The organism is Streptomyces sp. NBC_00252 (assembly GCF_036187565.1).
GTDB lineage: Bacteria > Actinomycetota > Actinomycetes > Streptomycetales > Streptomycetaceae > Streptomyces.
The window spans coordinates 10,057,408-10,071,543 of sequence record NZ_CP108087.1 but is presented as its reverse complement, the minus strand read 5'-3'; the positions used below and the strand labels follow the sequence as shown (position 1 = coordinate 10,071,543).

Here is a 14,136-nt window from a genome sequence, read left to right as displayed (position 1 = left end):
GCCTCCTGGGGCACCGGAACGTCTGCGTTTCCCGCCCCTCACGCGCACGGACACCCGTACGGGAGGGCGCCCCGCCCGGGGAGCCGCTGGCCGGCACGGGCACGGCAGGGCAGGAACCGCACCCGACACACTAACAAACCGCATGAGCGGTTTCATATATGCGGGGACGAAGCAGAAACGAACATCGCTGGTCAACGACTAGGGGGCCGCCCCAGGCGGCCCCCTGCTCCCCCGCGCACTCCCCCGCCACCGCTACACGGCGGACTCCGGCTCCGCCGCGCCCTCCGCGACACCCTCCACACCGCTCCTGGAGACCGACTCGAGGAGCAGCTGGGCCACGTCGACCACCTGGACCGACTCCCTCACTGCGCCGTCGTTCTTCTTGCCGTTGACGGAGTCGGTGAGCATGACGAGGCAGAAGGGGCAGGCCGTGGAGACGATGTCGGGGTTCAGGGAGAGTGCTTCGTCGACGCGTTCGTTGTTGATGCGCTTGCCGATGCGTTCTTCCATCCACATCCGCGCGCCGCCGGCGCCGCAGCAGAAGCCGCGTTCCTTGTGGCGGTGCATCTCCTCGTTGCGCAGGCCGGGGACGCTGGCGATGATCTCGCGCGGGGGTGTGTAGATCTTGTTGTGGCGGCCCAGGTAGCAGGGGTCGTGGTAGGTGATGATGCCCTCGACCGGCGTCACCGGCACCAGCTTGCCCGCATCCACCAAATGCTGGAGGAGCTGGGTGTGGTGGATGACCTCGTAGTCGCCGCCGAGCTGCGGGTACTCGTTGCCGATGGTGTTGAGGCAGTGCGGGCAGGTCGCGACGATCTTCTTCGCCGACCTCGGCTTCGCCGACTGGGCGACGACCTTGCCGTCGTCGTCCAGCTCCTCACCGAACGCCGTGTTCAGCGCCATCACGTTGTCCATGCCGAGTTCCTGGAACAGGGGCTCGTTGCCCAGGCGGCGGGCCGAGTCGCCGGTGCACTTCTCGTCACCGCCCATGATCGCGAACTTGACGCCCGCGATGTGCAGGAGTTCGGCGAAGGCCTTCGTGGTCTTCTTCGCCCGGTCCTCCAGGGCGCCCGCGCAGCCCACCCAGTACAGGTACTCGACCTCGGTGAGGTCTTCGATGTCCCGGCCGACGACGGGGACCTCGAAGTCGACCTCCTTGAGCCACTCCAGGCGCTGCTTCTTCGCCAGGCCCCAGGGATTGCCCTTCTTCTCCAGGTTCTTCAGCATCGTCCCGGCCTCGGAGGGGAACGCGCTCTCGATCATCACCTGGTAGCGGCGCATGTCGACGATGTGGTCGACGTGCTCGATGTCGACCGGGCACTGCTCGACGCAGGCGCCGCAGGTGGTGCAGGACCACAGGACGTCCGGGTCGATCACCCCGTTCTCCTCCGCCGTCCCGATCAGGGGGCGTTCCGCCTCCGCCAGGGCCGCGGCGGGGACGCCGGCGAGCTGCTCCGCGGATGCTTTCTCCTCGCCCTCCATCGACTTGCCGCCGCCCGCCAGCAGGTAGGGCGCCTTGGCGTGGGCGTGGTCCCGCAGGGACATGATCAGGAGCTTCGGGGAGAGCGGCTTGCCGGTGTTCCAGGCGGGGCACTGCGACTGGCAGCGCCCGCACTCCGTGCAGGTGGAGAAGTCCAGCAGGCCCTTCCAGGAGAACTGCTCGACCTGGGAGACGCCGAAGACGTCGTCGTCGCCCGGGTCGGTGAAGTCGATCGGCTTCCCGCCCGACGTCATCGGCAGCAGCCCACCGAGAGAGGTCTCACCCGTCGCGTTGCGCTTGAACCAGATGTTCGGGAACGCCAGGAAACGGTGCCAGGCGATCCCCATGTCGGTCTTCAGCGAGACGGTGATCATCCAGACGTAGGAGGTGGTGATCTTCACGCAGGCGACGAGGTAGACGAGGTCGTGCAGGGTGGCGGTGTCCAGCTGCCGGAAGCGGGCGACCAGCGGGTAGGAGACGAAGAAGGAGGCCTGGTAGCCGTCGGCGTGGTGCAGGGCGCCCTCCAGGGCGTGCAGCACCACGATGCAGACGCTCACGATGACGATGACGGCCTCGACGAAGTAGGCCTGGCCCGAACGCGATCCGGCGAAGCGGGACTTGCGGCCCGGCCGGTCGGGCCTGCTGAGCTGGCGGATGGCGATGAGGACCAGGATGCCCAGGGCCGTGCCCGTGGCGAGGAACTCGACGAAGACGTTGTAGGGGGTCCAGTCGCCGATGACCGGCAGCAGCCAGTCGGGGCGGAAGAGCTGGCCGGTGGCGTTGACGAGGGTGATGAGCAGGGCGTAGAAGCCGACCGCCACGAACCAGTGCGCGACGCCGACGGCGCCCCAGCGGTTCATCCGGGTGTGGGCGGCGAACTCCCTGCCCAGCATGGCGGTGCGCCGCCAGGCAGAGGCGGTGCGCAGGCCGTCGGGGGCGGGGGCGCCCAGGCGCAGGAAGCGGAGGATGCGTAAGAGGGCGCGGCCGAACAGGGCGAAGCCGGCCGCAGTCAGGGCCAGCGACACGGTGATCGCGACGAGTTGCATGTGTGGGCTCCTCGAACCGGCGAAAAACCGGTTACCAATCGGTAACTTGGTGTTCCGTCCGAGGCTACCCACTCCCCGTGCCGCACCGCAGCCCCGTCTGCGGCATCCCGCCGCGCCGGCAACTCCCGTCGCCGGCGGGCGGGTTCACACGGGGCGGACGCCGACGCGGGCGCGGGCGGCGGGCAGCACGGGGACGGCGGGCACCGCCTGGCGCGGGGCGGGCGGGGTCTCGGGCGCGGCCACCAGGATCGACTGCTGCAGGCGGCGCAGCCGGGGCGAGGGCTCCAGGCCCAGGTCCCGCACCAGGGTGGCGCGCAGCCGGTGGTAGACGTCCAGGGCCTCGCCGCGCCGGCCGGAGCGGTGCAGGGCGAGCATGAACTGGGCGTGCAGGTTCTCGTGGGTGGCGTAACGGCTGGTCAGGACGGTCAGTTCGGCCAGGAGTTCGCGGTGGCGGCCCAGCCGTAGGTCGGCCTCGATGCGCTGGTCGAGGGCGCACAGGCGGCTCTCCTCCAGCCGGCGGGCCTCCGTCTCCAGGCGGGCGCCGGCCGGCACGCCGGCGAAGGCGGGCCCGGTCCACAGCAGGAGGGCCTCGCGCAGCAGGCGGGAGGCGTCCTTGTGGTCGCCGGCGTCCATCGCCCGGTAGCCCAGTCCAGCGAGGCGTTCGAACTCCCGCACGTCGCTGCCGCCGCCGCCGGAGACCAGCAGGTAGCCGCCGGGCACGGTGGCCAGGACGTCCTTGGCGCTGCGCCCCGCGCACGAGGCGGGAGCGTCCGCGGGGGCGGCGGGCTGGTGCAGGGCGAGGGTGATCAGCTCGCGCAGCTGCAGGACGTAGGTCTGCAGGGTGGTGCGGACGCTGCGCGGGGGGCGGCCCGACCACAGTTCGTCGACCAGGGCGGCCACCGGGACCACCCGGTCGGCGTGCAGGGCCAGCAGCGCGAGGACCTGGCGGGGTTTGGGCGCGGTGGGCGCGATCGACACCCCGTTCTCCCTGACATCCAATGTGCCCAGTACGTCGATCTGCACGCCGTCGCCCCCTCGGTGGGTGTGTGCCGTCCTTCGGTACCCCGAGTACAAAACAGGCCGGACGGTTTGTCAATACCAAACCGTGCATGCTGTTTTGATGCATCGTGCAGCCGGACCCCCGCCCCTCCCCCGCCCGCGCCCCTGGCCTGCGGATACGCCCGTTTCCGGGGCGGCCGGCCGGAAAATGCGGAGCCGGCCGGTCCGGCGGGCGCGGGGCGGGGCGGGGGCCGGGCGGGGCGGCCGGGCGGCTGCGGCGGGGGTCCTGGACGCCGTAAACAGACCGATCGTGCTGTTCAGGGGGGCGGCCGGCCCGGGAAGGGCGCCGGTCTCACTGCGGGGGGTTGCCGTGTTTGCGGGAGGGGAGGTCGGCGTGCTTGCGCTGGAGCATCGCGAGCGAGCGGATGAGGACCTCGCGGGTGGCGGCGGGGTCGATGACGTCGTCGACCAGGCCGCGCTCGGCCGCGTAGTAGGGGTGCATCAGCTCCGCCCGGTACTCCTTGACCAGCTTCTGCCGCATCGCCTCGGGGTCGGCGGCCTCGGCGATACGGCGGCGGAAGATGACGCCCGCGGCGCCCTCCGCGCCCATCACCGCGATCTCGTTGGCGGGCCAGGCGTAGGTGAGGTCGGCGCCGATGGACTGGCTGTCCATCACGATGTAGGCGCCGCCGTAGGCCTTGCGCAGGACGAGCGAGATGCGCGGCACGGTGGCGCTGCAGTAGGCGTAGAGGAGTTTCGCGCCGTGGCGGATGATCCCGCCGTGCTCCTGGCCGACGCCGGGCAGGAAGCCGGGCACGTCCAGGAGGGTGACCAGGGGGATGTTGAAGGCGTCGCACATCTGCACGAACCGGGCGGCCTTCTCGCTGGCGTGGATGTCCAGCACCCCGGCCAGGGTGCGCGGCTGGTTGGCGACGATCCCCACCACCTGGCCGTCCAGACGGGCCAGCGCGCACACGATGTTGCGCGCCCAGTGCTCGTGGACCTCCAGGTACTCGCCGTCGTCGACGATCTCCCCGATGACGGCCGTCATGTCGTAGGGGCGGCTGCCGTCGGCCGGCACATGGTCCAGCAGCATCTCCCCGCGCCGCGAGGCCGGGTCCGCGGTGCGCACCGCCGGCGGCGCCTCGCGGTTGTTCTGCGGGAGCATCGACAGCAGGTAGCGCACCTCCGCCAGGCACGTCTCCTCGTCGTCGTAGGCGAAGTGGCACACCCCCGACGTCTCCGCGTGCACGTCCGCGCCGCCCAGGCCGTTCTGGGTGATCTCCTCGCCGGTGACCGCCCTGACGACGTCCGGGCCGGTGATGAACATCTGCGAGGTGTCACGGACCATGAACACGAAGTCCGTCAGCGCCGGGCTGTAGGCGGCGCCGCCCGCGCAGGGGCCCAGGATCACGGAGATCTGCGGGATCACCCCCGACGCACGGGTGTTGCGCTGGAAGATGCCGCCGTAGCCGGCCAGCGCGCTGACCCCCTCCTGGATCCGGGCGCCCGCGCCGTCGTTCAGCGACACCAGCGGCGCGCCGGCCGCCAGCGCCATGTCCATGATCTTGTGGATCTTCGTGGCATGGGCCTCGCCCAGCGCCCCGCCGAAGATCCGGAAATCGTGCGCGTACACGAACACGGTGCGGCCCTCGACCGTCCCCCAGCCCGTGATCACACCGTCGGTGTACGGCTTTCTCGTCTCCAGGCCGAACCCGGTCGCCCGGTGCCGGCGCAGCTGCTCGACCTCCTGGAAGGAGCCCTCGTCCAGCAGCAGCCCGATGCGCTCACGGGCCGTCAGCTTGCCCTTGGCGTGCTGCGCCGCCGTCGCCTGCTCGCTCGGCCCCGCCATCGCCTGGGCCCGGATCGCGTGCAGCTCCGCCACATGCGAATGAGTGCCGCCCGTCCCCGCCGTGAGCGGTGCCGGCGCCGTCGTCGTCGTCATCCCTGGTCCGTTTCCGGGACGGCCGGGAGGAGGTGAGGAGATCCGCCCCGGTCCCGTCCGTCCCATCGAGAGCAAAAGTAGACAGCCATGAGATTTCCTCTCCTGCGGGCGGACAGCGCCTGCAGGACCGGTGGAGCGTCCACCGGTGCGCGCCGCGCCGTGCAGTCCGGGTGCGGCGGCGTGCGGCCCGGGTGCAGCGGCGGATGCCGTGCAGCACCGGGCGCCGTCCCACCCGCCGGGACATACCGGCCGGGCGCCGTCCCGCAGCGGCCGCCGCCCCCGGTGTGCCCGGGGGTGCGGTGCGCGGGAGTGCGGGCGGCGGCCGGCCCTGCCGGGCGGGTGCAGGGAGGGGTGGTGACCGGCGGCAAAAGCCACCGGTCCGGGGTGCCGGGCCCGGGTACGTGTGCCGCCCGCGCGGTGTCCGCCGGCGCCGCGTCCGGCGCCCGCTTCCCTCCGCCCGGCCCGTCCGGCGCCTGCCTCCCCTCTCCGCCCGCCGCGCCCGGTTGATCCGGTCCGCTCCGTCCTGCCGGCCCTTGCGGCCCACGGCCATCGTCGGGCCGGGTGGTGGAGAAGTGCTGAGGGATCGCTTGAGGATCGGTCGGCGGGGGCTCGCGGGCGGGGACGGGGTGGTAGCGGGCGGGGGGTGGGTGTGCGTGCGGGGTGGGTGTGCGTGTGGGGTGGGGGGCGGGTGTCCGTGCGGGGTGAGTGGCGGGCGGGTGTGCGGGGTGGGTGTGCGTGTGGGGTGGGGGGCGGGTGTCCGTGCGGGGTGAGTGGCGGGCGGGTGTGCGGGGTGGGTGTGCGTGTGGGGTGGGGGGCGGGTGTCCGTGCGGGGTGAGTGGCGGGCGGGTGTGCGGGGTGGGTGTGCGTGTGGGGTGGGGGGCGGGTGTCCGTGCGGGGTGAGTGGCGGGCGGGTGTGCGGGGTGGGTGTGCGTGTGGGGTGGGGGGCGGGTGTCCGTGCGGGGTGAGTGGCGGGCGGGTGTGCGGGGTGGGTGACGGGTCGTGAGCGGTGAGCGGCCGGGGCTGGACCGTGGCCGCGTGGGCGTGGGCGTGGCCGCGTGGGCGTCGAGGTCGGGGTCGGGGGGCGTGGGCGTCGGGGGGCTTCGGAGTCGTAGGCGCGTGGCGGCCCGTCCCGGGGAGGCTGGTGCCAACTGGCGTCACCGCAGGCCGACATCGCGCACCCGGCCGGGGGGCGAGGACGTCCGCTGTCGTCGCGAAGCGACTCCCTCGGCGCTGCTCGGCCGGAAGGGGGGCGCCAGTTGGGTCCCTCACCGTGCCATACCGCCGTGGTGGTGCGGGAGTTGGCCCGCCGGGCCGGTGCCGGCGGGCGGGAAGGCCGTAGACCGCCCCGAGGGGCAGGGCGCGTTACGGCGGGCGCCGGTCCCGGCCGAAGCCGGGGCCGGGGTCAAGGTCGGGGTTGATGTCGGCGCCAGGGTCGGCTCCGGCGGGTGGGGAAGGCCGTGGACCGCAGGGCGGGGGTCAGGGCGTGGGACGGCGGGCGCCGATCCCGGCCGGTGCCGAGGCCAGGGTCAATGCCGAGGCCGGGGCCGTCGGAAGGGGTCAGGGCCGAGGCCATCGGGCGAGGAAGGCCGTAGACCACGGGGGTGGGGGTCAGAGTGTGGGACGGCGGGTGCCGGTCCCGGCAGGATCCGAGGTCGCAGCCGGGGCCGGCGCCCATGCCGGATCCGGTTCCGGGGCTGCAGTGAAGGCCTTGATGTGGTCGCGGGCCCAGTCGTGGAAGGTGCGGGCCGGGTGGCCGGTCAGGGTGTGGACGGTGTCGTCCACGTGGGCTTTGGCGCCGGCTCTCTGGCGTTCGGCGCTTACCAGGAGGGCCTCGACGAGCGGGGGCGGGAAGCGTCCGGCCAGCGCGGTGCGGGCCTGGGCGAGGGTCAGTTCCTCGAAACGCAGCGGGATGTCCAGGAGGCGGCCCAGTTCGCGGGTCTGTTCGACGGCGGTCAGGGCCTGCGGGCCGGTCAGGGTGTAGGCGTGGCCGGCGTGGCCCTCCTCGGTCAGGGCCCGTGCCGCGACCTCGGCGATGTCGCGGGGGTCCACGCACGCGTTGGGCGCGCTCCCGTACAGCGCGCGGACGGTGCGCTCGCGGCGCACGGAGGCGGCCCAGGACAGGGAGTTGGACATGAACGCGCGCGGGCGCAGCAGGGTCCATTCCAGTCCGCAGCCGCGCAGCGTCTCCTCGCCGGCCCGCTGGCGGCGGGTGATGAGGTCGTCCGCGCCGGGATCCAGGACGGCCGCCGCGGACAGCTTCACCACCCGCCGCACCCCGGCGGCGCGGGCGGCCGCGACGAACGCCGCGTCGTCGTCCCCCTCGACGCGCGCGGTCACCAAAAACGCCGTCCGCACTCCCCGCAGGGCCGAGGCCAGCGACGGCGGGTCCGTGTAGTCGCCGGCCACCGCCTCCACCCCGGGGAACATCGCCGCGGCCCTCGCCGGGTCCCGGGCCATGACCCGCACCCCCAGCCCTGCGGGCAGCCGGGCCGGCAGCGCGCGGACCACTTCCCCGCCCACCGTCCCCGTCGCCCCCGTCACCAGCACCACCGGCCCCTGCCCCAGCCCCAGCCCCTGTCCGTGCCCGTGCCCGTGCCCGCGGACCACCGGCTCCGGCCCGGCCCCGGCGTCGGTCCGGGCGTCGGCCCCGGCGCCGGCCCCGGTCCGGGCGTCGGTCCGGGCGTCGGTCCCGGTATCGGTCCCGGTTCGCGGTACCGCCCGCCGCCCGTCACCGCCGCTGCCGCTGCCGTCGTAGTCCTCTGTGTGCATTGCTCCGCGCCTCCGTCCCTTCCGCTGTCCGGTGCATCGCTCCTGGTACGCCGTTCCCTCTGTTCCCGGTGTGTCGTTGCCTTTTACGCCGATTGCCCGCCGGTTCCTCCGATCCCCGTCCCCCAGCCCTGCCGGCTCTCACGGTTCGTCCGGTGTTGCCGGTTCTCGCGGGTCCGGGATGGCCGGAAACAGACCGGGCGGACGGGTTGGCGGGGATCGGGGCAAGGTGTGCCGTGTCCGGTCTGCCCTGGCGGGGCCTGGCGCGGTAAGATCCGGACTGGACGGTTTTTATTGGGTCTTCGGGCTCATCGGACACGGGAGACCGGGGGCGGCGATGCAGGACCGGGCGATCCTCACCCGTCAGGCGATCCTCACGGCGGCGGCCGGGGTGTTCGAGGAGCGCGGCTACCGGGCCGCGACGATCAGCGAGATCCTCGCCCGGGCGGGGGTGACGCGGGGCGCGCTCTACTTCCATTTCCCCTCCAAGGAGGATCTGGCGGAGGGGGTGATCCGTGAGCAGGACGGCCGGCTGCCCGCGGCGGGCCGCCAGTGCGCGGTCCAGCAGCTGGTGGACACGGTGGTGCTGCACGCCCACCGGCTGCGCACCGACCCGGTGGTCCGGGCCGGGGTGCGGCTCGCGCTGGACCAGCAGGCCGAGGGGCTGGACCGGGGCGGTTCCTTCCGGCGCTGGCGCGAGGTCGGCGCGGAGCTGCTGGAGCTGGCGCGGGAGCGGGGCGAGCTGCTGCCGCACGTGGTGCCGGCCGAGACCGCGGGCGTCCTGGTGGGGGCCTTCGCCGGGGTGCAGGCCATCTCCCGGTCGCTGTCGGGCTACCAGGACCTGCCGCGCCGGGTGACCGGCCTGCTGCGGCACGTGCTGCCGTCCGTGGTCATCCCCCCGGTACTGGCCTCGGTGGACCTCTCCGAGACCCGGGGCGCCTGGGTCCAGGAACAGCTCACCGCCGCCGGCGCCGCGCCGAATCCCGCGCCCCTCACCTGACCCCGCCCGGGACCGCATCCCCCACCCCCGCCCCGGCCCCAGCCCCGGCCATCACTTCTACGTCCGCGCCCGCGCCCGTACCGGTGCTGGTGCTGGTGCCGGTGGTGGTGGTGTCGGGGTGCCGTTGTCCGTGTTCCCAGCTGCCGCCCTCGCGGAAGTAGGCGCCCAGGGCGGCGGTGAGGGGGCCGGCGCCGGCCGCCCAGCCGACGTAGCCGTCGGGGCGGAGAAGGACCGCGCCGCCGGGCAGGGCGGAATCCGCCCCGGTGCGCACCACCCGCAGCAGCCCCGACCACGGCCGGGCCTGGGCCTGCCAGCGGGCACTGTCGGCGCCGTCGGCGCCGTCGGAGAGCAGCAGCAGCGGGCGGCCGGCGGCCAGCAGGCGGATGACGTCGGTGCGGCCCTGGGCGGTGGTGAGTTCGGTGTTGGCCAGGAAGCGTCCCTCCCAGGGGGAGGGATCGGCCGCCCGCGGGGGCAGCACCGTGTCCTGGGCGCTGACCATGGAGGCCAGCACGCCGTTCTCCCCGCCGCCCCCGCCGCGGGCCAGCAGTTCGCCGAACAGGGTGCGCAGCGGGTCCAGGCCGGTGTCGGGGCGCATCAGGGCGAGCTGGGCGCGGGTGTTGTCGATGACGCGCTGCGCGGCCGGGCGGCGCTCGAGGTCGTAGGTGTCCAGCAGGCCGGGGGCGGCGGCGCCGCGGACGGCCAGGGCGAGTTTCCAGCCAAGGTTGAGGGCATCCAGCACACCGGCGCTCAACCCCTGGCCGCCGACGGGGAAGTGCACGTGGGCGGCGTCGCCCGCCAGCAGGACCCGTCCCGCACGGTAGGAGAGGGTGATCCGGCTGAAGTCGCTGAACCGGCTCAGCCAGCGCGCCTGCCCCATCGGCACGTCCCGCCCGGTGATCCGGGCGACCTCGGCGCGCAGCTCCTCCAGGGTGGGCGGCAGGTGCCGGCCGCGGTGCGCGCCGGTGCAGTCCAGGGTCCGCAGCCGCACCCCGCCCGGCACGTCCGGGATGTCCTTGGCGACGATCCAGCCGGTGGCGGTGCGGTGCCAGCCCGGGCGCAGCGCGCCGGGCTGCGCCAGGCGGACGTCGCCCGCCAGCGCGGAGACGGTGGCCGGATAGGTGCGGCAGGCGAAGGCCGCCAGCCCGCGGACCGTGCTGCGGGCCCCGTCCGCGCCCACCGCGTAGCGGGCCGTAAAGGTCACCTGCCCCTGCCGGCCCCCCGCGGTGACCTGGACCCCGTCGGGGCCCTGGCGCACCCCCGTCACCCGCAGACCGCGCAGGACCACCACACCCGCCGCCCGCGCCCGCGCCTCGAAATGCCGCTCCAGCTGCTCCTGCTCGCACTTGAGGACCGGCGGCGGCTCCAGCGCCGGCGCACACACCGCCAGCCCCGGCATCCCCGCGAAATGGAACGCGCACCGCGTCGCCACCGGCGCCGAGGACCCCCCGGCCACCCCGGCCAGATACCCCCGCCGCACCAGGCACTGCACCGCCCGGGCATGCAGCGTGGTCGCCTTCGGCCGCGCCGAGATCCCCTCCCGCTCCTCCACCACCACCGTCCGCACCCCGAACCCCGCCAGCTCACACGCCACCAGCAGCCCCACCGGCCCCCCGCCCACGACCACCACCTGCGCCCGCACCACACCCACCGCACCCGGTTCGCCCGGCACACCCGCCGTGCCGGACACACCGGGCGCGGTGAGTGCACCGGATGCACTGGACGTGGGGGGCGCGCTGGGCGCGGCGGGTGCGGCGGGCGCGGCGGGCGCGGCGGGCGCGGCGGGCGCGCTGGGCATGGCGGGCGTGGCGGGTGTGGCCGCCGCGTCCGGCACACCGCGTGCGGCCGGCGCACCTGCCGTGCCTGCCGCGTCCGCCGTGCCCGGTATACCTGCCGCGTCTGCTGTACCTGCTGTACCTGTCGTATTCGTCATTCCAGGTCTCCCCCATCTCGTCCCGGACCACGTCGCGTCAGCAACCAGCTCCGCACACCCGGCAACAGCGCAGCCGGCGGCGGAAGGGGCGAGAAGGGCCCGGAGGCAGGGGCACGGACCGGATCCGGGAAGCGGGGGCAGGGAAGACCGGCGGCATCCGGCGGCATCCCGCACGGCGTCACGCACCGCACGGGGCCCTGTGCCGCGCACGGTCGTGCACCGCGCGGCACGGTGTCTCCCCCGCCGCCCCCCTTTCCTTCCCTTCCTGCCTTCTGCCTGCCTCTTCGGCCTCTCACGGCTTCCTGCGGCTTCGTCCGGCGCGGGCCCGGCACGCGTTCTGCGGGGGCCGGGCGGACTGTCCAGGGGTGCGGACGCCGCCAAAATATACCGGGTGGACGGTTCTTTGCAACGGGTTCCGGGAGACCGGACGGGAGAGCGGTGCGGGAGGGGTGGGGAAGGGGCCCGGGAGGGGGTTCGCGGGAGGGGCGTGTCCGGGGCGAGGGCGTGTCTGCGCCAGGGCGGGGAGGCATCTCTGTGCCGGGGCGGGCAACGGCCTTGCGGGGGCGGCCTGTTGGGCGGGGGTACGCCGGGGGCGGGGCGGGGCGGGGCCGGGGCCGCGGGAGGGGGCTGGAGGTGTGCGGTGCGGTCCGGGGAGGCGGGCGCGTGACGGGCGGAGCGGCGCGGCTCCGGGGGCATGACGCCGTAGAGCCGGGGCTGCGCCTGGGGCGGCGAGAGGTGTGCAGGGACGGGGAACTGCCGGAGCTGCCGGTCCGCGGCGGGCTCGGAGAGGGGCGGTGCCGTGTCCGGCTGCGGGCGCGGGCGGGGGGCCGCGTTGACGCTCGCGTCGGCTGCAGGCGGGGCGGGGCCGGTGACGCGCCTTCCCGGAGGAGTGTCTGTGCGGTGGCCGGCCGAGGAATCCCCTTCTGGCCGGTCTGCGGTGCGGCCGGGTACGCGGGCGCCCCTACACCCCCGCCCTACGACCCCCAGCCCTCCGGCCCCTGCCCCTGCCCTACGGCCCCGGCCCCTCCGGCTCCGCGGGCAGCCGGACCCCGGGAGGCAGGACCGGGTGCATGTCTGCCGGTTCAGGGGTTCGCGGCGGGCCGCGTGTCCCCCGGTCTGCGGGAGCGGCGATGTTGGGCCGGTGCTCCGCGCTCCGGTGCTGCGCCGGTGTCCTGGCGTGCGCCTCCCCCGCGCACCCCCTCGGCCGGAGCGGGTGCGACGCGTCCGGCCCGGCGGAGCCGCGGTGATGCCGGAGCAGGCCGGGCACAGCGAGGCGGGCGGAGCGGAGGCAGGACAGAGGCCGGGGGCGGGAGCGGGGGCCATCGCGGTGGGCGTACGGGAAGAGGACGGCCGCGTCCCGCGGGCCGGTACCCGGGCGCGGGCGGACCGGGCGGCCGGGGCGCCCTGGACCGGCGGGATGCGACGCGGCGGGGTGCGGTGGGGGCGGGTGCTGCGGGGCGGGGCGGGGGTGGGTCAGGCGGGGCGGGTGGTGAGTTGCGGGGGTGTGCCGGGGGCGGGGAGGGGGGTGTGGTCGGGGCGGGCGGTGAGGATGGAGCGCTGCAGGCGGCCCAGCGGGGCCGAGGGCTCCAGGCCCAGTTCGGTGACGAGGGTGGCACGCAGCCGCTGGTAGACGTCCAGGGCCTCGCCGCGCCGGCCCGCGCGGTGCAGCGCGACCATGAACTGGCCGTGCAGGCTCTCGTGCATCCGGTGCTGGTTGACCAGCACCGTCAGTTCCGGCAGCAGCTCACGGTGGCGGCCCAGGTGCAGGTCGGCGTCGATGCGCTGGGCCAGCGCGCACAGCCGCGCCTCCTCCAGCCGGCGCGTCTCCATCTCGATCTGGCTGCCTGCCTGCACCCCGCTCAGCGCCGGCCCGTTCCACAGGCACAGCGCGCCGGCCAGCCGGCGGGCCGCCCCCGCGTAGTCCTCCGCGTCCATCGCCCGGTAACCGCCGCCCGCCCGCCGCTCGAACTCCCGGTGGTCGACCGTCCCGCCCCCCGTCCGCAGCAGATAACCCCCCGCCACCGTGGCCAGCACGTCCTTGGCCCCCAGCCGCCCACCTCCGTCGCCGGCACCGCCACCACCTGCACCTACGCCGTCGCCGTCGCTGATGCCTGCGTCTGCGGTGTCGCGTGCGTCCGCGGTGTCGCCCGGGTCTGTGTCTGCGGTGCCGTCGGGCCGGCGCGGGACCGGTGCGGCCAGGGCCGTGCCGATCAGCTCGCGCAGCTGCAGGACGTAGGTCTGCAGCGTGGTCCGCGCACTGCGCGGCGGCAGCGCCCCCCACAACTCCTCGACCAGCGCGGACACCGGCACCACCTGATCGGGATGCAGGGCCAGCAGCCCCAGCACCCGCCGCGGCTTGGGAGCCGTCGGCACCACCGACACACCGTTCACCCGCACCGCCAGCCAGCCCAGCACTTCGATCTCCACACCCAACTCCCCCTACACGGCCGCCACGACAGCAGCGGCCCGCAACCGGACCGCCCGGCACCCGGACCATCACGGCACGGGAACCCCTCGATAAAAAAACAGCACGGACGGTTTGTCAATGTCGTGATGGACATCCCGCCGCCGCGAGCGCACAGATCCGGCCAACTCTGACGAGCGCGCCGAGCAGCCGGCCCGCCCGACCCCGTCGGCAGGGCTGGCAGGGCTGGCAGGGCTGGCAGGGCTGGCAGGGCTGGCAGGGCTGGCAGGGCTGGCAGGGCTGGCAGGGTCGACTCAACCTGCCCGGCGCGGCTTGGCCGCACGCGCCCGCCCATCCGGCCGGCTCGGTTCAGCTCGGCCCAGCCACCCCGGTAAGGCCGTCCTCCCGGCCAGGTCGCGGTGGCCGTGGCCGGCACGGCTGTCGCCAGGACGCAGGAGGGCGTCCGCCCGGGCGGGTGCGGGTCAGGGGAACTGGCTGGTACGGGCTACCGGGGGCGGGCTGCCGGGGGGCGCACTGGGGTGCGGGGTGCCGGGATCGGAGGGAGC

The 14,136-nt window shown here is 74.7% G+C and carries 7 protein-coding genes; 1 reads left to right on the top strand and 6 read right to left on the bottom strand.

From position 1 onward, the window contains the following. Window positions 1-252: 252 nt before the first annotated feature. From OHT77_RS44665 to OHT77_RS44650, 4 genes are all read right to left on the bottom strand, one after another. Window positions 253-2,526, bottom strand: a complete 2,274-nt coding sequence (locus OHT77_RS44665) for a (Fe-S)-binding protein (protein WP_328825816.1) — start codon at window positions 2,524-2,526, stop codon at window positions 253-255. 144 nt (window positions 2,527-2,670) lie between these two features. Continuing rightward, window positions 2,671-3,549, bottom strand: coding sequence for an AfsR/SARP family transcriptional regulator (locus OHT77_RS44660; protein WP_328825817.1), 879 nt, complete (start codon window positions 3,547-3,549; stop codon window positions 2,671-2,673). 328 nt (window positions 3,550-3,877) lie between these two features. Next, window positions 3,878-5,470 carry an acyl-CoA carboxylase subunit beta gene (locus OHT77_RS44655; protein WP_328825818.1) on the bottom strand — a complete coding sequence of 531 codons (1,593 nt, stop codon included), beginning with the start codon at window positions 5,468-5,470 and terminating at the stop codon, window positions 3,878-3,880. A 1,608-nt stretch (window positions 5,471-7,078) separates the two neighbouring features. Further along, window positions 7,079-8,020 (bottom strand): NAD(P)H-binding protein, encoded by a 942-nt coding sequence (locus OHT77_RS44650; protein ID WP_328834107.1) that lies wholly within the window; start codon window positions 8,018-8,020, stop codon window positions 7,079-7,081. Window positions 8,021-8,573: 553 nt separating this feature from the next. On the opposite strand from OHT77_RS44650, the gene OHT77_RS44645 reads away from it, so the two are divergent. Continuing rightward, entirely contained in the window at window positions 8,574-9,236 is a 663-nt protein-coding gene (locus tag OHT77_RS44645; RefSeq protein ID WP_328825819.1) for a ScbR family autoregulator-binding transcription factor, read from the top strand. Here the strand turns inward: OHT77_RS44645 and OHT77_RS44640 are convergent. Together OHT77_RS44640 and OHT77_RS44635 are read right to left on the bottom strand one after the other, a co-directional pair. Further along, window positions 9,229-11,166 (bottom strand): FAD-dependent monooxygenase, encoded by a 1,938-nt coding sequence (locus OHT77_RS44640; protein WP_328825820.1) that lies wholly within the window; start codon window positions 11,164-11,166, stop codon window positions 9,229-9,231. The genes OHT77_RS44645 and OHT77_RS44640 overlap by 8 nt on opposite strands. Window positions 11,167-12,639: 1,473 nt before the next feature. Next, window positions 12,640-13,593 (bottom strand): AfsR/SARP family transcriptional regulator, encoded by a 954-nt coding sequence (locus OHT77_RS44635; RefSeq protein WP_328825822.1) that lies wholly within the window; start codon window positions 13,591-13,593, stop codon window positions 12,640-12,642. Window positions 13,594-14,136: the final 543 nt, after the last annotated feature.